The organism is Rouxiella badensis (genome assembly GCF_026967515.2).
Taxonomy (GTDB): domain Bacteria; phylum Pseudomonadota; class Gammaproteobacteria; order Enterobacterales; family Enterobacteriaceae; genus Rouxiella; species Rouxiella badensis.
The window spans coordinates 3,307,266-3,328,276 of record NZ_CP114062.1; the positions used below are offsets into that span (position 1 = coordinate 3,307,266).

Sequence of the window (21,011 nt, forward strand, 5' to 3'; positions counted from 1 at the left end):
TGAAATTGATACCCGTCGTGCCTGAAGTTGTCGATTTACGGCAATTTCTATTACTTTAGGTATACGTCAGCCGCCAATTCTCCCACATCGGAACCTCATGACCAAATATAGCCTTCGGGCAAGGATGATGATTTTAATTCTGGCACCGACGTTAATGATCGGTTTGCTGCTCAGCACCTTCTTTATCGTGCATCGCTACAACGAATTGCAGAACCAGCTCATCGACTCGGGTGCCAGTATTATAGAACCCCTGGCGGTCGCCAGTGAGTACGGGATGACGTTTCGCGAGCGCGCTCCCATAACCCGACTTATCGACCGGCTGCACCGCACCCACTCCGATATCGTGCGGGCAATCAGCGTGTTTGACGGCAACAACGCCCTGTTTGCCACCTCGAATTCCTTGCGCGACACCGACCTTTTGCAGGTAGCAAGCGGCGACCCGCTGCCGCAGGAGCTTACCCAGGAACGCTCGGGCGACTCCCTGATACTGCGCACCCCGATCCTGGCGGAGAACCACACCGATGCCCCCGATGGCGACTTTCGCGGGTCCCCCGAGCGCAATCTCGGTTACATCGCCATTGAGCTTGACCTCAGCTCGGTACGACTTCAGCAGTATCAGGAGGCCTTTGTCTCAACCCTATTCCTGCTGCTGTGCCTCGGCATCGCCACCCTGTTTGCCTATCGTCTAATGCGTGACGTCACCGGGCCTATCCGTAATATGGTCAACACCGTCGACCGAATTCGTCGCGGCCAGCTCGACAGTCGCGTTGAGGGCAACATGCTCGGCGAGCTAAGCATGCTGAAAAATGGCATCAATTCGATGGCGATGTCCCTGACCGCCTATCATGAGGAGGTGCAGCAGAACATCGATCAGGCGACGTCAGACCTGCGCGAAACGCTGGAGCAGATGGAGATCCAGAACGTGGAGCTCGATCTGGCGAAGAAGCGCGCTCAGGAAGCCGCGCGAATAAAGTCAGAGTTTCTGGCTAATATGTCGCACGAGCTGCGCACTCCGCTTAACGGGGTCATTGGCTTTACCCGCCAGACCCTGAAAACACAGCTTTCGCCCACCCAGACGGACTATTTGCAGACTATTGAACGTTCGGCCAACAACCTTTTGACCATCATTAATGACGTACTCGATTTCTCAAAGCTGGAGGCCGGAAAGCTGGTACTGGAACACATTCCGTTCTCGCTGCGAGAAATGCTCGACGAAGTGGTGATTCTGCTGGCGCACAGCGCGCACGACAAAGGCCTGGAACTCACCATTAATGTGCACAATAATGTGCCGGAAAACGTGCTGGGTGACCCGATGCGACTGCAGCAGGTTGTCACAAATCTGCTGGGAAATGCCATCAAATTCACCGAAAATGGCAACATTGATATCAATGTGGAATTGCGCTCGCAAAACAATCTGCAAGTCGAATTGGAGATGCAGATTCACGACACCGGCATCGGCATTTCAGAACGACAGCAGTCGCAGCTGTTCCAGGCCTTCCGACAGGCTGACGCCAGCATTACCCGCCGCCACGGTGGCACAGGACTGGGGCTGGTTATCACCCAGCGACTGGTAAAGGAGATGGGCGGCGATATCAGCTTCTACAGCCAGTTTAACCGTGGCTCAACCTTCTGGTTCCACATCACGCTTGAGCTTAATGAAAGCCATCACCACGCGCCGCCGTCGATGAGCTGCCTGAGGGGCAAAAGACTGGCCTACATCGAGGCGAATCCGACAGCAGCCAAGGCAGTGAAGGAGATGCTGTCGAGCACGCCGGTCGAGGTCATTCACCGCACCAGTCAGGCGCTGTTGCCTGACGAGCACTATGATTTCATTCTTTATGGCATGCCAATTCGCCTCAACCACCACCTGCAAGATTACGAAGAGCGGTTGCAACAGCTGTTAAGCCACTGCGATCGCCTGATACTGGCACTGCCAAGCCAGTTCCAGATTTCGGCCGAACAGCTCAAAAGTAAAGGCGTATATGCCTGCGTGAGTAAGCCGGTGTCGAGCGTGCGACTGATGCCGTATCTGCTCGAAGACAGCAGCCAGGACGGCGAAGGCGCAGGTCATCGCGGCCAACGCCTGCCGATGACGGTGATGGCCGTCGACGACAACCCTGCCAATCTCAAGCTTATCGGGGCGCTGCTCGAGGAACTGGTCGAAACCACCTTGCTGTGCAACAGCGGTGAAGAGGCCATTGAGCTGGCGAAGAACGTCAGCATGGACGTGATTCTGATGGACATTCAGATGCCCAAGATCGACGGCATCCGCACTAGCGAATTGATTCACCAGCTTCCGCACCACAGCAAAACGCCTATTGTTGCCGTGACTGCGCACTCACTGAGTGGCGAAAGAGAGCAGTTTATCAAAGCAGGAATGGAAGATTACCTGTCGAAGCCCATCGATGAAGCGATGCTGAAAGTCGTGTTGGCGCGCCATCACTCTTCTCAGACACCGATTGCGCAGCACAGCTTTACCCCACTCGACAAGCCGATGCCGGTGGAGTCTCTCAAGACTCTGGATTGGCCGCTGGCGCTGCGTCAGTCGGCCAATAAAGAGGCCTTGGCTAACGACCTGCTGCAAATGTTGCTCGATTTTCTGCCGCAGGTCAGCAACCGCGTGACCGCCATTACCCAGGGCGAAAAAGATGCCGATATTCTGGCGCTGATCCACAAGCTGCACGGCAGCTGTAGCTACAGCGGCGTGCCGCGTTTAAAACAGCTGTGTTTCTACATCGAACAACAGCTAAGAAAAAACGCTTCTACCGCCGAACTCGAACCCGAATGGTTAGAACTGCTGGATGAAATTGACAACGTAACCCGTGAAGCTAAAGCGCATCTGCGCGGCAATAATACGCGATAGATTTCGTGCGGCAGGAAGGCAGCAACGAGGCGAATCCCCGGGAGCTGACACAAGCCAATGACCGGGGTGAGCGGAGGAAGCTAACGCATCTGCATCGCCAAATAATACCTAATACGCGATAGATTTCGCTGTGCGAGAAGGCGACAACGAGGCGAATCCCCGGGAGCTGACACAAGCCAGTGACCGGGGTGAGCGGAGGAAGCTAACGCATCTGCATCGCCAAATAATATCTAATACGCGATAGATTTCGTGCGGCAGGAAGGCAGCAACGAGGCGAATCCCCGGGAGCTGACACAAGTCAGTGACCGGGGTGAGCGGAGGAAGCTAACGCATCTGCCGTGCGAAAGATATCGTGTATTTAGAACCAGGTGGAAACAGAGCCCGTCACATCAAACTGTTCGTTGATGAGCAAAAGCTGACGCCATTTGTCGAAAGTCAGACAGGGGTGTGAAATATCAAACGACAGCATGTCACCCACCTTGATGTCAGCGTCTTCAGGTATCGACATAAAAGCGTGCTGGTCCATCATGGCGAAAATTTTCCAGTCTTTTGGCGCAGGTACAACGGCGGCATAGGCCTCACTGCTGCGGCTCTGAGGACGATAATGGCCGCTAGCGACCGGGAATCCGGCATCCGACGAAGAGTCGCGCTTGCCCAGTCCGATAATCGCCCTGCCCGGCTCTGGCAGTGACTGCACGTAGGCCCACACCTGCAATGCCGGGAGCAAACTAAAGTTCATTTCGCGAGCCACAGGGTTATTCTGCTTGATGCGATCGGAGGCACGATGATAGGCACCGACATCATGTGTCAGGTAGCATCCCGGGCGCAGCACCACGTCCAGCGTATGGCGTCTGGCGCTGTCGAGATGCTTGTTCACACGGCTAAACTCTTCTGCCACCACGTCATACCAGGCCGATCCTGCGCCAGAAAGAATAACGTCCGGCTCTTTGAAGCATCCCGTTTCGGCCAGCGCCTCGGCTCTGGAAACCACATGGCGCAGGAACTCGCGGATTGGCGCTTCTTCGTTTAATACACCTTCATAAATCTCGATCCCCACCAGCGAAAGCGACTGAGGCCAGCGCGCCACGGCCTCAAGCACCGCGTCTTCCTGCTGCCGATCGCGGATACCCGTTCGGCCCCCCACCACGCCATATTCCAGCAGAATGCGCAGCGTCTGGCCGCTTTCGGCAAAATACTCGCCCAGGGCGTCCACGTTGTCCGCCGAATCGACAATACAGGCGAACTCAAAATGGGCGTCACGGCGCATCAGCTCGGCGACGATCGCCATATTGCCTTTCCCCACCAGCTGGTTTGCCATCAGCACACGACGCACGCCGTGGGCAAACGCCGCCTCGGTCTGCGGCGCGGTTGCCAGCGTGATCCCCCATGCACCAGCGTCAGTTTGCAGCTGGAACAGCTCGGGACTCATGGTGGTTTTACCGTGAGGTGCCAGCTTGACCTGATAGCGGTCGATGAACTCTTGCATCCATGCCAGATTATGCTGGATTTTTTCTTCCGACAGCACGGCAACCGGCAGGCTAACCTGCTCCTGCAGGATGTTCCAGCCCTGCCTGGCGATGTCGCCCATCTGGGCATCGGCGGGCAGAAGACCCAGCCCTTTGGTGTGTGTGTTAGCCGGTAGGCGGGCAAAAAAAGTCTCTGACATGGTGCGCTCTCGTTAAATGACAGGCCTAAAAATTAACGTAAAAAACCCGCGGATGAAACCGCTTTAAGCAGGCGCTGCCTGGATGCAATAAAAAACCGATATCTCCCTTTGAAGACACCGGTTTGGGGTTAAAAATGTCTGCCTGGACAGGGAATTAAAATTTTTGTGCCAGACGAATGGTGGCAGCAATATTGCGCGCGGACTTGCGCAGGTTATCGGCAGCGTTGTCCAGCGCCTCTTCGAGGGTGCAAATGCTATAGAGCACGCTGAAGACCGCATCCAGCCCATGTTCATAAACCACGTCGACATCTTGGGTAAGGCTGCCGCCGATGGCGATCACGGGCTTGTTATAACGTTTGGCAACGCGCGCGACGCCAATTGGCACCTTGCCGTTGATGCTTTGACTGTCGATGCGCCCTTCGCCGGTGATAACCAGCGTAGCGTCTCTGACCAGCGCGTCCAACCCCAGTGCTTCGGTCACGATTTCAATGCCTTGACGTAGCTCAGCGTGACAGAATCCGTACAGCGCCGCCCCCATTCCCCCGGCGGCACCGGCACCGGGAACATGTTCGACGTCGATGCCTAAATCTTTCTTGATGATTTGGGCATAGTGTTTCAAATAACCATCGAGCTGAGCGATCATCTCCGGTGTAGCCCCTTTCTGCGGGCCGAAAATTGCCGTCGCCCCCTCGTCACCGGTTAACGGATTTGTGACGTCGCAGGCCACCTCAAAGCGGCATTTTTTAATCCGCTTATCGAGCCCGCCGATGTCAATATTAGCCAGATGCTTCAGCTCACCGCCGCCATAGCCTATCTCTTTGCCGTCTGCGGTCAGCAGCCTGGCCCCCAGTGCCTGCACCATGCCTGCGCCACCGTCATTGGTCGCACTGCCACCAATGCCAATAATGCAGTGTTCAACGCCGTGGTCGAGCGCATTTTTAATCAGCTCGCCGGTGCCGTAAGAGGTGGTTTTCAAGGGGTTACGCTTGTCCTGCGGCACACTCTCGAGGCCGCTCGCCGCCGCCATCTCGATAAAGGCTATCTTGTCATCGCCGGAAAGCCCGAAGAAGGCTTTGAGCGGTTCGCCGAGCGGGCCGGTTACGTTGGCCTCGATAACCCGTCCGCCGGTCGCGGCAACCATAGCCTCAACCGTGCCTTCGCCGCCGTCGGCAACCGGCAGTTTGACATATTCGGCCTGCGGGAAAATTTCACGAAAGCCACTTTCGATGGCTGTAGCCACGTCGAGTGCCGACAAGCTTTCTTTAAATGAATCCGGTGCGATTACTATTTTCATAAGCTATCCATTTTCAGAAACGAGCCACTTTTCAGAAACCATCCGCACGGCTGTATTCCGAGCCGCGCCCGTTGGTTGATTATCGGGTGACTTCCACCTTCGCCAAATTTTCATAATAGCGTGCTATTGCGCTGTGATCAGATTGTCCTTGACCGTCCGCCCTTAGCGCCTGCATGATTTCCATCACTGATGCAGTCAACGGCAGTTGTGCCCCAATCTCGTGAGAGGTATCCAACGCATTCGCCAGATCCTTGATATGCAAATCAATACGAAAACCCGGCTTGAAATTGCGGTCCATAACCATCGGCGCTTTTGCGTCTAAAACTGTGCTTCCGGCGAGCCCGCCGCGAATGGCCTGATAAACCAGTGAAGGATCCACGCCCGCTTTGGTCGCTAGCACCAACGCCTCAGACATGGCGGCAATGTTGAGTGCCACGATGACCTGATTCGCCAGCTTGGTCACGTTACCCGCCCCAATCTCTCCGGTGTGCACCACCGAACCGGCCATCGATTTCATGACCTCGTAGCATGTGTCGAACACCGCCTTGTCACCGCCGACCATGACCGACAGCGTTCCCTCGATGGCCTTCGGTTCACCACCGCTGACCGGCGCGTCCAGCATGTGGATTTTTTTCTCAGCCAACGCCAGACTGATTTCCCGGCTGGCAAGTGGCGCAATGGAGCTCATGTCGATGACAATAGCGCCCTCACGCGCACCTTCGATAATGCCGTTTTCCCCCAGCACCACCTCTTTCACCTGCGGAGAATTGGGCAACATGGTTATGATGATGTCGCTTTTTTCGGCCACCGCCTTCGGGGTTGCCGCCTTTTCGGCACCGGCGGCCAGCAGCTCGTCGGTCGTCTCTTTATGCCGGTCAAGGAAAACGACCGAATAACCCGCCTTGAGCAGGTTTTTGCTCATCGGCTTGCCCATAATCCCCAGACCAATGAATCCGATTTTCATGCTTTTCCCCTCAAATTATTTAGTGAAACGGTCGCATAGCGCCTGCGTCGCAGTGCGGAAAACGCCCAAGTCGCTGCCAACGGCAACGAAGGTTGCTCCCCACTCGATATAACGACGGGCATCGGCCTCAACCGGGGCAAGAATACCGCTGGGTTTGCCGTGCGCTTTAGCTCGTTCAAGAATGTATTTGATGGCAGACTGCACGTCAGGATGACCGGCATTGCCTAAATGCCCCAGCCCCGCCGCCAGGTCGCTCGGGCCGACAAAAATACAGTCAACACCTTCGACGGCGGTAATGGCGTCTATATTGTCGACGCCCCGTTGGCTCTCAATCTGCACGATGACGCTGATGTGGTCGTTCGCCTGCGCCAGATAGTCCGGCACGGTCCCAAACATGTTGCCGCGATGGGAGACGGATACGCCGCGAATCCCCGCCGGTGGATAGCGCGTTGAGGCCACCGCCAGCTCGGCCTGAGCCTGGGTTTCGACGAACGGGATAAGCAGGTTGGCGAAGCCGATATCCAGCAGACGCTTGATAATCACCGGCTCATTGGTCGGCGGCCTGACAACCGGCGCACTGCGGCTGTCCTTCAGTGCCATGAGCTGCACCACAAAGCTGGAAATATCGTTCGGCGCATGTTCGCCGTCGAGCAGCAACCAGTCGAATCCGGCCAGTCCCAGCACCTCGGTCGAGATGGGATTGGACAAGGCAGACCAGCAACCTATCAAGGTTTTTCCCGCCAACAGGTCCTGACGGAAACGGTTTGGAATCATTTGATTACTCATACGGAACCTCAATTATAGGGGTCGACAAATGCGGACACGGCCTGCGTCGCTGATGCAGCCATTCAAAAGTTAATTCAGTATAAAAAGCGCAGGCCAAAATAACACTGTGCAAGCGCCCAAGGATCCCCGCGAGTTACCGGCAATTTTTTAGCATAACCACATGGGCATGGGACAGGAATCACACTCTTTCAGCGGGATAGCAACGCCCTCTAAAAACGGTGATTAACGTCACGTTCGCTCACACATTTGCCAGATAAAAGCGCTTTTAAGCTGCGCAAAGCTGTTCAGTTGCACAATGAGCAATGCAGTGGCTTTGCGTATAATTTCTGGTCATGGGTGGATAGTCGCCGCATTGCTTACCGGAGCCGTTTATGTCGCGTAAAAAAGAGCAGGCCACCGAGGCCTTGTATATCAAAGTCCATCAGGACGACAACGTTGCCATCATTGTTAACGACAACGGCCTGCCGGCCGGTACCGCGTTCGCTTCCGGTCTTGTGCTGGTGGAACATATTCCGCAGGGCCACAAAGTGGCGCTAAACAAAATTCTGCAGGGCGAAGATATTGTTCGCTACGGCGAGGTGATTGGCTACGCCCTGCGCGACATCCCCGAAGGTGGCTGGATTGACGAATCAGTGGTCGCGCTGCCGCAGGCCCCCACGCTCGAGAGTCTGCCGCTTGCCACCCGAGTCCCTGCACCGCTGCCGCCGCTCAAGGGATACACCTTTGAAGGCTACAGAAACGCCGACGGCAGCGTAGGCACTAAAAATCTGCTCGGCATCACTACTAGCGTGCACTGTGTGGCTGGCGTGGTGGATTACGTGGTAAAGATTATCGAACGCTGTCTGCTGCCCAAATACCCCAACGTCGACGGTGTCGTCGGCCTCAATCACCTTTACGGCTGCGGCGTGGCTATCAATGCGCCCGCTGCCGTGGTGCCCATCCGTACTATTCACAATTTGGCCCTGAATCCGAATTTCGGCGGCGAAGTCATGGTGGTTGGTCTGGGCTGTGAGAAGCTGCAGCCGGAAAAACTGCTGCTGGGAACGTCCGACGTGCAGGCCATTTCTCTCGATGACGCGAAGGTGGTCCGCCTACAGGACGAACAGCACGTGGGATTTCAGTCGATGGTCGACGATATTCTTACCGTGGCCGACTTTCACCTACAGCGCCTCAACAAACGTCAGCGGGAAAGCTGTCCGGCGTCCGATTTAGTGGTGGGCACCCAATGCGGCGGCAGCGACGCCTTCTCGGGCGTGACCGCCAATCCTGCCGTCGGTTTCGCCTCAGACCTGCTGGTACGCTGTGGCGCAACGGTGATGTTCTCTGAAGTCACCGAGGTGCGCGATGCGATTCACCTGCTCACGCCGCGCGTGGTCGACGAACAGGTCGGCAGACGGTTGCTTGAGGAGATGGCGTGGTACGACAATTATCTTGCTACCGGTATGACCGACCGCAGCGCCAACCCGTCTCCGGGCAACAAGAAAGGGGGCCTTGCCAACGTGGTCGAAAAAGCCCTCGGCTCGATTGCCAAGTCGGGGACCAGCGCTATTGTCGAGGTGCTATCACCGGGACAGCGACCCACCCGACGTGGGCTAATCTATGCCGCCACCCCAGCCAGTGATTTTGTGTGCGGAACGCAGCAGGTTGCCTCGGGTATTACCGTGCAGGTTTTCACTACCGGACGCGGCACGCCTTACGGACTGACGGCGGTGCCGGTAATAAAAATGGCGACTCGCACCACGCTCGCCAACCGCTGGTTTGATCTGATTGACATCAACGCCGGCACTATCGCCACCGGTGATGCATCCATTGAGGACGTCGGCTGGGAGCTGTTTCACTTTATTCTGGATATCGCCAGCGGGCGTAAGAAAACCTGGTCAGATCAATGGGGGCTCCATAATGCCCTCGCGGTGTTTAACCCAGCGCCTGTCACGTAGTGACGACGATTTTTATAAATCGAGTCATCTTTTTAAGCGCTTTAAACGCTTCAAGTTAAAAAACATGCGCTTCGCTTACTGGGCGGCCTAGACCGCCCAGAAGCCGCGTGCTTTAGACCTTGACCTTCCAGGATGCGCGCGCAGAGTCTAGCGCGGCGCCCTTAACGCACCAGGCAGGGCTTTTTAGGATCAAACGTCCAGTTTGGCACCAGGAATTGCATGCCCACCGCGTCATCCCGCGCGCCCAAGCCCATGTTTTTATAAAGCTCGTGCGCCTTCATCAGTCGATCGGCATCAATCTCAACGCCCAGCCCCGCGCGTTCCGGCACTTTCACCCTGCCGCCCTTAATCTGCAACGGCTCTTTGGTCAGGCTCTGATTGCCTTCCTGCCAGATCCAATGCGTATCAATAGCGGTTATTTTGCCCGGTGCCGCGGCGGCCACGTGCGTAAACATCGCCAGCGAAATATCAAAGTGATTATTGGAGTGCGATCCCCACGTCAGCCCCCACTCGTGGCACATCTGCGCTACGCGAACCGATCCCTGCAGGGTCCAGAAATGAGGATCCGCCAGCGGGATATCGACCGATTTGAGCTGAATGGTATGCCCCATCTGCCGCCAGTCGGTGGCTATCATATTGGTCGCGGTAGGCAGTCCGGTTGCCTGACGGAATTCGGCCATGATCTCACGGCCCGAAAAGCCCTGTTCTGCACCACAAGGATCCTCGGCGTAAGCCAGCACATTACGCAGCTGTTTGCCCAGGCCGATCGCCTCATCAAGAGACCAGGCCCCGTTGGGATCCAGCGTAATGCGCGCCTGCGGAAAGCGCTGTGCCAGCGCAGTCACCGCCTCGGCCTCTTCGCTGCCTCTAAGGACGCCTCCCTTGAGTTTGAAATCGTTAAAACCGTATTGCTCATAGGCCGCCTCGGCCAGACGTACCACGCTTTCAGGCGTTAACGCCTCCTCGTGACGCAGACGATACCAGTCGTTGCGCTGATCTTTTTCGCGCTGATACGGCAACGACGTTTTATCCGGATTGCCGACGTAGAACAGATAGCCCAGTATTTCGACGGAATCGCGCTGCTGTCCGTCTCCCAGCAGCGAGGCGACGGTAACGCCAAGGTGCTGGCCGAGCAGGTCAAGCATCGCGGCTTCAATCGCCGTCACCACGTGAATCGTAGTACGCAGGTCGAAGGTTTGCAGGCCACGTCCGGAAGCATCACGGTCAGCAAACTCACGGCGCACCGCGTTCATCACATTCTTGTATTCCCCCAGCGTTTTGCCGACCACCAGCGGTTCTGCATCCGCCAGCGTCTGGCGAATCTTCTCCCCACCGGGCACTTCGCCAACGCCAGTGTGACCGTCGTTATCTTTTAGAATCAAAATATTACGCGTGAAGAACGGCGAATGGGCGCCGCTTAGGTTGAGCAACATACTGTCGTGTCCGGCAACGGGTACGACCTGCATCGAAACGATTTTAGGTGAAGACATAACGGCTCCTATTTAACGACCAAACGCCGGGCGTTTACGGTCGAATTTCCAGTCGGGAACGAGGTACTGCATTGAGGCCGCATCGTTACGTGCACCGCTCGGCAGTTTTTTATGTAAATCATGGGCCTGATGGATTCTATCCATGTCTATTTCGACGCCGAGTCCCGGTTTTTCGGGCACTTTGATTTTGCCGTTAACGATTTGTAACGGCTCTTTGGTCAGTCGCTGGTTACCTTCCTGCCAAATCCAGTGGGTGTCGATTGCCGTCGGTTTACCGGGTGCAGCGGCCCCGACGTGGGTGAACATTGCCAACGAGATATCGAAATGATTATTAGAATGGCAGCCCCAGGTCAGGCCCCAGTCGTTGCAAAGTTGTGCCACGCGAACCGCACCCTGCATGGTCCAGAAATGGGGATCGGCTAATGGAATATCGACGGATTGCAGCATCACCGCGTGCTGCATCTCGCGCCAGTTGGTGGCTATCATATTGGTCGCCACCGGCAGTCCGGTTGCACGACGAAACTCTGCCATCACCTCACGCCCGGAGAAACCTTGCTCCGCACCGCACGGATCCTCGGCGTAAGTCAGAATCCCCCGCATGTTTTTACACAGACTAATGGCCTCATCGAGCAGCCAGGCGCCGTTCGGATCGACGGTAATCCGCGCATCCGGGAAACGTTTATGCAGTTCGGTAACCGCCTCTATCTCCTGTTCACCCCGCAGTACGCCGCCCTTGAGTTTGAAGTCTTTGAAACCGTAGCGCGCCTGCGCCGCCTCGCCGAGACGGACAATCGCCGCACTGTCCATCGCCTTTTGATGACGCAGGTGATACCAGGCGTCCTTCGGTCCTTCACCGCCCTGATAAGGCAGGTCGGTTTTCTCGCGATCGCCGACGTAAAACAGATAGCCCAGTACGGTCACTTCATCGCGCTGTTTGCCAGGCCCGAGCAGTTCAACCACCGGCACGCCGAGGAACTGGCCCATCAGATCAAGCAATGCCGCCTCGAGTGCCGCCACGGCATTCACGCGAAGCTCAAAGGTCCAGGCCCCTTTGCCGAAGGAGTCAAAATCCGAGGACTGATTGCCGACGTGGATCGCATGAACCAGGCTGTTCATGCGCGCCAGCTCCTTGCCCTTAACCTGTGCCACCGCATCCATCAGGGTGTTATAAATGACTTCGCCACCGGGGGCTTCCCCCACTCCGGTGTTGCCCGCACTGTCTTTCAGGATAACGATATTACGGGTGAAAAAGGCACCGTGCGCACCTCCAATATTCAACAGCATGCTGTCATGACCGGCGACCGGAATGACCTGCATGTCGGTAATAATGGGTGAACTTTGTGTACTCATCATGATTTCCTTCCGCGTTAAGTCGGCACGTTAAAAATGAAATCCGTCAATCTCAGTAAGCCTTGAGTTCGATACGTTCGATTTTTTGCACGATGAACAGGAAGCTGACCACCGCCACCAGCGCGTGGAGCGCCACATAAACCAATGCGCCATTGAACGAGCCGGTCGCCGCGATGATGTAACCGATGGCAATCGGCGTCACGATGCCGGAGATGTTGCCGCACATGTTGAATAAACCGCCGCTGAGGCCGCTGATTTCTTTCGGTGCGGTATCGGCTAGCACCGCCCAGCCCAAAGCCCCAATGCCTTTCCCGAAGAATGCCGCGGCCATGACGGCAACCACCACCCATTCTGTTGAGACATAGTTGCAAACGATCATCGACATAGAGAGCAGCATACCGAGCACGATGGGGAACTTGCGGGCAAAGGTGAGTGATTGGGTGCGGCGCATCAGGTAATCCGAAATAATGCCGCCGAGAATACCGCCGAGGAATCCCATAATCGCCGGAATCGAGGCCACCATCCCGGCCTTGAGGATCGACATCCCTTTTTCCTGCACCAGATAAATAGGAAACCAGGTAATGAAAAAGTAGGTCAGCGCATTAATGCAGTACTGCCCGAGGTAAATGCCGATCATCATGCGTGAGGAAAGCAGCTGCTTTATCTGTTGGGTTTTACTGCCTTTACCGATGACCTTTCCGCCCTTGTTTTCCTTATGATCCATATTGATCAGTCCCCCACCGGCCTCGATATAATCCAGCTCGGCCTGATTAGCCCTGGGATGATCTTTAGGATCGTAAATGACCTTCAGCCAGATAAAGCTCAGCACGATCCCCAGGCCGCCCATGAAGAAAAACACGTGCGACCAGCCGACTTCAGAGGTGAGCCACCCCATGATCGGGGCGAAAATAACCGTCGCGAAGTATTGGGCGGAGTTGAAAATAGACACGGCGGTGCCGCGCTCCTGTGCCGGGAACCAGGCAGCAACAATGCGGCTATTGCCCGGGAAAGACGGAGACTCGGCCAGACCGACCAGAAAACGCAGTGCAAACAGTGCGACGACGATGCCAAAACCGTGGAAGATATCGACAAACCCTTGCAACAGGGTAAATAACGACCAGATAAAGATGCTGTAGAAATAAACCTTTTTAGATCCAAACTTATCCAGCAGCCAGCCGCCGGGAATCTGTCCAATTACATAGGCCCAGGAAAATGCAGAAAAGATATAACCCATTCCTACCGAATCGAGCCCAATATCTTTCGCCATCGCCGAACCGGCAATAGAAAGCGTTGCTCGATCGCCATAATTGAATGATGTCACAATAAACAACATCACCACTATCCAGTAGCGAGCGTTAGTTCTGTTTTTGGTCATACTCTCCGCCGAGCTGAAAGTCACCATGGTGTTCTCCAAAGAGAGGGAGGATGCAAAGCTTATTCTGATGAAGAAAAAATGCAGGGTGTCAGAATAAAACTCATACTGAACAAGGCGTCATGTAATTAATGAAAACGTCATTCTTATTAGAAAGTTCATTATCGAACAATGACTGAGATAATCAGTATAGGGGCAAGGTTTACGCGCCTCACTAGGCAAATCGCCAAGCTTAAAGCGGTCAGGTGAATTAAATTGCTGCAACTGCACAATCGGCTGCGAGTTATGTCACGAAAAAATAGTGGGTCGAAAAGTCGGTGGGTTATAGGAAAATAAGGCTATACGGCGAAGAAATTCAATTGTGATTAATATCACATTATTAAATTCCCGCAGCCAAGGCTCAGACTGCCATTATTTATTAATACTCCTCGTCGCTGCGAGGATCCTTATAATAAATACCTTGTTGATGAGACGCTGTTTATGAGTTTTCGATCAGTGCTCTTCGTCGAGTTGCAGGGCGACATACAGCAGAAGACGATCGTCGAAGTTGCCCAGATCCAGCCCCGTCAGTTCCGAGATGCGATTAAGCCGATACTCCAGGGTGTTACGGTGAATGTATAACGCCTTCGAGGTGGCCGTAGGCTGCACGTTGTGGGTGAACCACGCCGCCAGGGTACGGCGAAGCAGTCCGTTGGTATCGGTCGCTTTCAGGCGCGCCAACGGACGTACCAGCTCATCGGCCTGCCAGCCGCCGCGCAGACTGTCGAGCAGAACCGGAAGAATGAGATCCTGATAGAAGTAGCTGCGCTTATCGGGCATACGCTGCTTGCCGACGGCCATGGTGGTTTTCGCGGTGCGATAAGAGCGCGCGATGCTGCCCGGCCCGGTGAAAAAGTTGCCCAGTGAGATTCGGATCCGCAGCCGACCGTTCTCGGTCATTCGCGACATCAAATGCTCCACCCGCTGGCGATGCGACTCGGGGTCCCATCGGTCATAGCTGTTAAGAGCAGGCTTGAGTACCACCATTTCTGTCAGCGAGACGATGGCAATCAGGTTGTCGCGTTCGGGCGTGGTTAACAGCTGCTGGAGCTGCTGAAGTTCGGCCATCGCGCTGTCTACGCCGAGCTGGCCGCTGTCGACCTCAACGACCGCCACCACGCGCGGCTTGTGAATATCAATCCCCAGCCGTTGCGCCCACTCCATCAGCGCCGGAGAGAGCTCATCCATGCGAATGAGGTTGAGCACCAGCTCCTCACGCAGTCGGCTGTCTTGCGCCAACATGTGCAGCAAGCGCGCCTGCTCCAGCATCATCTCGGCGGTCATACACACCAGTTCTCCGTACTGCCTCAGCTGCGTAGGGTTGCCTGTCAGCCCGATGACGCCCACTATCTGCCCGTCGATGCGCATTGGCAGATTGATCCCCGGTCTGACGCCGTGCAGATGCCGGGCGACACCTTCATCAATATCCACCACACGTTCCTGTGAAATGCACAGCAGCGCCCCCTCATGCAATTCCCCCAGACGCTGCTCGTCGCCGCTGCCGATGATTTTCCCTCTGGCGTCCATAACGTTGACGTTGCTGTCGATAATCTGCATCGTGCGGGCGACTATCTGCTGCGCCAGCTTGGAATCAAAGTGATAGGCCGCCATCTTCCTGCTGCTCCTGTTCGTTTTAATTATTTTAATCAGAATACGCAGTCGAGCGGCGTCATACATTGTGCAAACGCACAAAGCGCCGGGGATCCGTTCAGAGTTGGGAGTGACATCACAGTTTGCGGGGATAAAGAAAAGGCAGACCGAAGTCTGCCTGCTTTTTCTTCACTGTCGACGCGAGGTCAAGCTGGCGCGCGATGCGCCAACGCTTATTGTGCCAGCAGATAAATCTGGCTGTCGCCGCGCTGAATATCCAGCGCCAGTACACCCGGTTTACTGTCCAGAATTTTGCGCAAATCGCCCAGATTATTGACCTGTTGCTGGTTAACGCCGTGGATAATATCGCCTTTTTTCAACCCGACACGTGCCGCGGTGGAACCCGGTTTCACGTTATCCACTTTAACGCCTTTCTGGCCGTTAACGTCGCTGTTGCTCAGTTCAGCACCTTCAATACCGGTGTAAACCGTGGCTGAAGCAACCTGTGCAGGCTGAGAGCTCTGTTGCAGAGTGACGTCAACGTTAAGCGGTTTGCCGTCGCGCAGCAGGCCGATGGTAATTTTGCTCCCAACCGCCATGGTGCCGACATCAGCACGGAACGAAGCAAAGCTTCTAATAGGCTTGCCGTTCATGCTGACAATCACGTCGCCCGCCTTGATGCCGGCTTTCTCGGCAGCAGACTTCGGCAGAACCTGACTGATAAAGGCCCCGCGATCGGCGTCAACTTTCATGGCTTTCGCCAGTTCAGGATTCAGCTCGGTACCCATGATGCCCAGCTCGGCGCGTTTAACCTGACCGTACTGAATCATCTGTTTCGCCAGGTTTTGCACCATGTTGCTTGGAATAGCAAAACCGATACCGATGTTGCCACCGTCCGGTGCCAGAATAGCGGTGTTCATCCCGATCAGTTCACCGTTCAGGTTCACCAGCGCGCCACCGGAGTTACCGCGGTTAATTGCGGCGTCAGTCTGAATGAAGTTCTCGTAGTTCTCGATGTTCAGGCCACTGCGGCCCAGCGCGGAAACAATCCCCGAGGTCGCGGTTTCGCCCAGACCGTAAGGGTTACCGATGGCTACGGTGTAGTCACCCACGCGCAGCTGCTCGGAGTCGGCAAATTTAATCGCCGTCAGATTTTTAGCGTCGATCAGCTGGATAACCGCGATGTCAGACTGCGGATCCTTACCGATCACCTTCGCGTTGTAGCGACGGCCATCGTTAAGCACAACGGTGATTTTGTTGGCGTTATCCACTACGTGGTTATTGGTCACCACATAGCCTTTAGCCGCGTCAATGATTACGCCAGAACCCAGCGCCTGGAAGGCCTGTTTTTCAGGGGCTTGCTGCTGGCCGTCGTCGCTGCCGTCATCGCCACCTGCACCGCCCTGCTGGCAGACAGGTGAACCCTGGAAGGGTGAACCATCCTGGCAAAGCGGTGAATTCTCACCAAAGAACTGCTGAAACTGTTGTCCCATGCGAGGAGTTTTTACCGGTGCACTACCGTCGATGTTGATGCTGACAACCGAAGGCATCACTTTTTCCAACATCGGTGCCAGGCTAGGAACCTGAGTGGTGCTGGAAGAAGCCGTCTCTGCAGCCAATGCCGATGAAACAGGCGCTACAGCCATACCAACACTTAACGCCAGAGCGCTCAAGAATAGAGTAGTTTTTTTCATCAGAAGAAATCTCTTTAATTTATATGGTGGCGACAAGTCTTTGCCACTTTGCCAGGTAGTCGTTACTGAGATTTTATTAATAACCCGAAGTTCATCTTCGTCGATCTGACAATAGTAAAAAAATATTGTCGATATTTACAAAAGCCTACTTTTTAACCACGGGATTGCTCGAAATAATTTCACTTAAATCGGCTAATATCCCCGCGAATTATTCGGCTGCCATCAGTCGGCGATATTCATCGTAGGCGTAGAGGTCCGTCATGCCGCTGATATAATCTTGGATCATTCGCGCGCGGAAATAATATTCGCTCACCTGTCGCTGCGCCTCGGAGGCGTCGGCTAATTTCGCGATGGCTTCGCTGTAGGCCAGACGATGCTTGGAAGAAAGCTTATGAAACAGCCTAGTTTCAATAAGATAGTCGCGATGCGTGTCCTCTTCCACCAGTTGGGTAAACTCGGCCAACGGCATATCCAGCAGCGGACTGTAAATATCCAATAGCCCGCTAATGACTCGATAACCCTGCAACTCAAGTTCCTCCACTTCATAGTGGTTGAAAACATGCTTACGCGCCACGCTTTTATATATTTCCAGCAGCCGGTTAGACTGGCTGTCATCTTCAAGTAAAGCCTGATTGAAGGTTCCTGAATATATTGACGATAAATTACTTATAAATCGCTTCGCAGCATGCGGGACCAGCTGCTTCACCGTCTGCACCCGCAGCTCCATAAAGAAGTAATCCACCGGATTGCGGAACGTTTTGGCGCGATCCATTTTCTGATAGGCGGTATCGACCACGCTTTCGAACAGATCGCCCGGCTGTTGGTCTTTCCACTCGCGCTTAAGGTGCTGATAAAGCTGCTCGACGGTGAAGATATCCTTCTCGACGGCATCCTCAAGGTCAGCGATACAGTAGGAAATATCGTCGGCCGCTTCCATGATGTAGGTCAGTGGGTAACGATGAAATTCACCGAGATCCAGCTCATCGCGCAGACGGCGAATGAACGGCTCTTCGGAAAGATAGAATCCAGGTTTCTTCATCAGGTAGCTGAATTCGTCGAGAGGTTTACCCGACCAATAGGCGGGCCGGGTGTACTTGAGGATGCAGGCGCTCTGGCTGTAGGTAAGATTGAGTTTTAGCAGGGCAAACACCAGGCGGATAGCCTGCGCGTTGCCGTCAAAATGGCAGAGATCGACGCGCACCTTTTTACGCAAGGTGTCCAGCTCGGCGTCTTGCCCATCGAGGCACAGAAAACCGGGGCGGCAGCTTTCGAACGCCGCCCCCCCGCTCTCGATGCTGGCGGTATCCATGCGTTTCGCGAACCAGTTATTGATAGCGGATTCGCCAAAATGACCAAACGGCGGATTGCCGATATCGTGCATCAGACAGGCCATTTCGACCACGCTTTCAAAGGGATCGGTGGACTCCGTAAGGCCAAGGCTCTCGATACGCCCCGCTTTACGCAGACGATGCAGCACCTCTTTGGCGATGTGTCGCCCCACCTGCTGCACCTCCATCGAGTGCGTCAGGCGACTTCGCACCGCGGCGTTTTTCTCGAGCGGGAAAACCTGAGTCTTCTGCTGCAGACGCCGAATGGCGGCGGAGTTGATGATCCGTCCGCGATCGCTTTCAAACTGGCGGATCACGTCGTATTCATCACCGGCTTCTATCGGTGGACTAAAAGGACGTTGGAAGTTGAATTTCGTTTTAAAATCGATCCCAGACATGATTTCCTACCTTATCAGTCACTTCTTCCGTTAATCCTGAGCCTTGTTGCAGGCAGTAAACGCATTATTTCTTGCCTTTAGCCATGATAGACTATGCCGCATTCATCGAGGCCGTGTCCAACATGCCCTGCATCTGAATGATGATGGGGAAATTTTTATCATCTGCGAGTATTCACTATGAAAGTAGGCATCATTGGCGCAATGGAACAAGAAGTTACCCTTCTGCGCGACAAAATCGAAAACCGTCAAACCCTGCAACGTGCTGGCTGCGAAATCTATACCGGACAGCTGAACGGCGTAGACGTGGCGCTGCTGAAATCTGGCATTGGCAAGGTCTCGGCAGCTATGGGGACCACCCTGCTGCTGGAGCACTGCAAGCCCGACGTGGTCATCAATACGGGTTCCGCCGGTGGCCTCGCCAAGACGCTGAAAGTGGGCGACATTGTGGTTTCCGAAGAGGTTCGCTATCACGACGCCGACGTCACCGCTTTTGGTTACGAGCCGGGCCAGATGGCAGGTTGCCCTCCGTCTTTTGTGGCTGATGCCAAACTGATCAAACTGGCCGAAGAATGCCTCACCGGTCTGAAACTGAACGCTGTGCGCGGGCTGGTTTGCAGTGGCGATGCCTTCATCAACGGCGCAGAACCGCTGGCGCGCATTCGCAATACCTTCCCAAACGTGGCAGCCGTAGAAATGGAAGCCGCTGCCGTAGGCCACGTGTGCCACCTGTTCGGTACACCGTTCGTAGTCGTGCGCGCCATCTCCGACGTCGCCGACAGCGAATCACACCTGAGCTTTGAAGAGTTCCTGGTGGTCGCCGCCGAGCAGTCAACCCTGATGGTTGACGCCATGCTGAAAGCGCTGGCTGCGGAGTAATCCAGCCTCGTGCTTAGGCTTCTCCTGCTTATCGCGCTGTGGCTGCCGTTGGCGGCGACGGCGCAGGTTGCCGAGCGCGTGGTCAGCCTCGCGCCCAACTTGACCGAGCTGGCCTATGCCGCCGGACTCGGCGATAAGCTGGTGGGCGTCAGCGCCTATTCCGATTTTCCCCCTGCAGCACAGAAGATAGAGCAAGTTGCCAACTGGCAAGGGATTAACGTCGAACGCATTCTAAGGCTAAAACCCGATCTGGTGCTGGCGTGGCGAGGCGGGAATCCGCAGCGGCCGCTGGATCAACTGGCTTCGCTGGGCGTCAAAGTCGTCTATCTGGATCCGCAAAGCGTGGAGCAAGTCGCCGACGCGCTGGACAAGCTTGCAGACTATAGCCGCGAGCCTGAAAACGGCCATGCAGCGGCCCGTCAGATGCGGCAACGGCTACAGCAATTGAAGGCGCAACATCCTGAGCACGCTGCGGTGCCGGTGTTTATCCAGTTCTCTACTCAGCCACTTTTTACCAGTTCAGGTCATACCCTACAGAGTCAGATTGTCAGCCTGTGCGGCGCAGAAAATATCTTTGCCGATAGCCCCGCGCCCTGGCCGCAGGTCAGCCGCGAGCAGGTACTGAGTCGCGCGCCAAAGGCGATAATTTTCCCCGGTACCGCGCAGCAGCAGGCCGAAATCAATCATTTTTGGCAAGGTCAGCTGCAGGTGCCGCTTCTCGCGGTTAACGCCGACTGGTTCAACCGCGCGGGTCCCCGCATCCTGCTTGCCGCGCAGCAGCTGTGTTCGGAGATTGACGCACTCAAGCGTTGAGCCATAAAAAAAGCCCCGTGCAAATGCACAGGGCTTTTCAATTCTTTCTCACCGCAGCAGCATCAGATGCTGAAGGATGAACCACAACCGCAGGTGGTTTTAGCGTTCGGGTTAGTCACCACGAAGCGCGAACCTTCCAGCCCTTCGGTATAATCCACTTCGCCGCCGACCAGATATTGAAGGCTCATTGGGTCAACGACCAGCGCAACGCCGGATTTCTCGATGGTCATATCACCGTCATTGACTTTGTCGTCAAAGGTGAAGCCATATTGGAAACCGCTGCAACCGCCGCCGGTGATGTATACACGCAGCTTCAGCTCAGGGTTTTCTTCATCGGCCACCAGATTCTTGACCTTACGGGCTGCAGCGTCAGTAAACTGCAACGGCAGCGCCATCGGTGGTTCGTCTACGGTTGGCTCACTTAAAATGGGTTCACTCATGTTTTCACTCCCAATCCGAATTCTGTTCAGGCCGCCGGATTGACTGTCTGAATAATGAACTGATTATCTTATACATGTATCTCAGATTCAAGTATGAGCCGTTTTCGTCAC

Annotated in this window: 15 protein-coding genes; 4 read left to right on the forward strand and 11 right to left on the reverse strand. The window is 55.1% G+C overall.

Annotation, left to right across the window (positions count from 1 at the left end):
- The first annotated feature begins 97 nt into the window (after nt 1-97).
- Nucleotides 98-2,863 (forward strand): two-component sensor histidine kinase BarA, encoded by a 2,766-nt coding sequence (gene barA / locus O1V65_RS15345; RefSeq protein WP_026110393.1) that lies wholly within the window; start codon nt 98-100, stop codon nt 2,861-2,863.
- A 358-nt stretch (nt 2,864-3,221) separates the two neighbouring features.
- Here barA and O1V65_RS15350 read toward each other — a convergent pair whose 3' ends face one another.
- The 4 genes from O1V65_RS15350 to garL form a co-directional block, all read right to left on the reverse strand.
- Nucleotides 3,222-4,529, reverse strand: a complete 1,308-nt coding sequence (locus O1V65_RS15350; protein WP_269129856.1) for an amino acid deaminase — start codon at nt 4,527-4,529, stop codon at nt 3,222-3,224.
- Nucleotides 4,530-4,683: 154 nt separating this feature from the next.
- Entirely contained in the window at nt 4,684-5,823 is a 1,140-nt protein-coding gene (locus O1V65_RS15355; protein WP_017490884.1) for a glycerate kinase, read from the reverse strand.
- A gap of 79 nt (nt 5,824-5,902) precedes the next feature.
- Entirely contained in the window at nt 5,903-6,787 is an 885-nt protein-coding gene (gene garR, locus O1V65_RS15360) for a 2-hydroxy-3-oxopropionate reductase (RefSeq protein ID WP_017490885.1), read from the reverse strand.
- Between the two features lie 15 nt (nt 6,788-6,802).
- Nucleotides 6,803-7,573 (reverse strand): 2-dehydro-3-deoxyglucarate aldolase, encoded by a 771-nt coding sequence (garL, locus tag O1V65_RS15365; protein WP_017490886.1) that lies wholly within the window; start codon nt 7,571-7,573, stop codon nt 6,803-6,805.
- 371 nt (nt 7,574-7,944) lie between these two features.
- On the opposite strand from garL, the gene garD reads away from it, so the two are divergent.
- Complete coding sequence (gene garD, locus O1V65_RS15370) at nt 7,945-9,510, forward strand: galactarate dehydratase (RefSeq protein ID WP_269129857.1); 1,566 nt, start codon at nt 7,945-7,947, stop codon at nt 9,508-9,510.
- 161 nt (nt 9,511-9,671) lie between these two features.
- On the opposite strand, the gene gudD is transcribed toward garD, so the two are convergent.
- The 6 genes from gudD to dgt form a co-directional block, all read right to left on the reverse strand.
- Nucleotides 9,672-11,000: a glucarate dehydratase gene (gene gudD / locus O1V65_RS15375; RefSeq protein ID WP_084911751.1), complete on the reverse strand. Its 1,329-nt coding sequence runs from the start codon at nt 10,998-11,000 to the stop codon at nt 9,672-9,674.
- Between the two features lie 12 nt (nt 11,001-11,012).
- A complete protein-coding gene (locus tag O1V65_RS15380; protein ID WP_084911750.1) occupies nt 11,013-12,350 on the reverse strand; it encodes an enolase C-terminal domain-like protein in 1,338 nt (445 codons plus the stop codon).
- Nucleotides 12,351-12,402: 52 nt separating this feature from the next.
- Entirely contained in the window at nt 12,403-13,752 is a 1,350-nt protein-coding gene (locus O1V65_RS15385; RefSeq protein WP_026110396.1) for an MFS transporter, read from the reverse strand.
- Nucleotides 13,753-14,214: 462 nt separating this feature from the next.
- Nucleotides 14,215-15,372, reverse strand: coding sequence for a CdaR family transcriptional regulator (locus O1V65_RS15390; RefSeq protein WP_017490000.1), 1,158 nt, complete (start codon nt 15,370-15,372; stop codon nt 14,215-14,217).
- 212 nt (nt 15,373-15,584) lie between these two features.
- Nucleotides 15,585-17,045 carry a serine endoprotease DegP gene (gene degP / locus O1V65_RS15395; protein ID WP_017489999.1) on the reverse strand — a complete coding sequence of 487 codons (1,461 nt, stop codon included), beginning with the start codon at nt 17,043-17,045 and terminating at the stop codon, nt 15,585-15,587.
- 208 nt (nt 17,046-17,253) lie between these two features.
- Nucleotides 17,254-18,771 carry a dGTPase gene (dgt, locus tag O1V65_RS15400; RefSeq protein WP_017489998.1) on the reverse strand — a complete coding sequence of 506 codons (1,518 nt, stop codon included), beginning with the start codon at nt 18,769-18,771 and terminating at the stop codon, nt 17,254-17,256.
- Between the two features lie 177 nt (nt 18,772-18,948).
- Between dgt and mtnN the strand changes: the two genes are divergently transcribed.
- Nucleotides 18,949-19,647: a 5'-methylthioadenosine/S-adenosylhomocysteine nucleosidase gene (gene mtnN / locus O1V65_RS15405; protein ID WP_017489997.1), complete on the forward strand. Its 699-nt coding sequence runs from the start codon at nt 18,949-18,951 to the stop codon at nt 19,645-19,647.
- Nucleotides 19,648-19,656: 9 nt separating this feature from the next.
- Nucleotides 19,657-20,460, forward strand: a complete 804-nt coding sequence (gene btuF, locus O1V65_RS15410) for a vitamin B12 ABC transporter substrate-binding protein BtuF (RefSeq protein ID WP_017489996.1) — start codon at nt 19,657-19,659, stop codon at nt 20,458-20,460.
- Nucleotides 20,461-20,522: 62 nt separating this feature from the next.
- Here the strand turns inward: btuF and erpA are convergent, their stop codons facing one another.
- Nucleotides 20,523-20,900: an iron-sulfur cluster insertion protein ErpA gene (gene erpA / locus O1V65_RS15415; protein ID WP_017489995.1), complete on the reverse strand. Its 378-nt coding sequence runs from the start codon at nt 20,898-20,900 to the stop codon at nt 20,523-20,525.
- Nucleotides 20,901-21,011 lie beyond the last annotated feature (111 nt).

Coding starts and splice junctions, on each gene's coding strand:
- barA (WP_026110393.1), top strand. CDS start 98: ATGACCAAATATAGCCTTCGGGCAAGGATGATGATTTTAATTCTGGCA.
- O1V65_RS15350 (WP_269129856.1), bottom strand. CDS start 4,529: ATGTCAGAGACTTTTTTTGCCCGCCTACCGGCTAACACACACACCAAA.
- O1V65_RS15355 (WP_017490884.1), bottom strand. CDS start 5,823: ATGAAAATAGTAATCGCACCGGATTCATTTAAAGAAAGCTTGTCGGCA.
- garR (WP_017490885.1), bottom strand. CDS start 6,787: ATGAAAATCGGATTCATTGGTCTGGGGATTATGGGCAAGCCGATGAGC.
- garL (WP_017490886.1), bottom strand. CDS start 7,573: ATGAGTAATCAAATGATTCCAAACCGTTTCCGTCAGGACCTGTTGGCG.
- garD (WP_269129857.1), top strand. CDS start 7,945: ATGTCGCGTAAAAAAGAGCAGGCCACCGAGGCCTTGTATATCAAAGTC.
- gudD (WP_084911751.1), bottom strand. CDS start 11,000: ATGTCTTCACCTAAAATCGTTTCGATGCAGGTCGTACCCGTTGCCGGA.
- O1V65_RS15380 (WP_084911750.1), bottom strand. CDS start 12,350: ATGAGTACACAAAGTTCACCCATTATTACCGACATGCAGGTCATTCCG.
- O1V65_RS15385 (WP_026110396.1), bottom strand. CDS start 13,752: ATGGTGACTTTCAGCTCGGCGGAGAGTATGACCAAAAACAGAACTAAC.
- O1V65_RS15390 (WP_017490000.1), bottom strand. CDS start 15,372: ATGGCGGCCTATCACTTTGATTCCAAGCTGGCGCAGCAGATAGTCGCC.
- degP (WP_017489999.1), bottom strand. CDS start 17,045: ATGAAAAAAACTACTCTATTCTTGAGCGCTCTGGCGTTAAGTGTTGGT.
- dgt (WP_017489998.1), bottom strand. CDS start 18,771: ATGTCTGGGATCGATTTTAAAACGAAATTCAACTTCCAACGTCCTTTT.
- mtnN (WP_017489997.1), top strand. CDS start 18,949: ATGAAAGTAGGCATCATTGGCGCAATGGAACAAGAAGTTACCCTTCTG.
- erpA (WP_017489995.1), bottom strand. CDS start 20,900: ATGAGTGAACCCATTTTAAGTGAGCCAACCGTAGACGAACCACCGATG.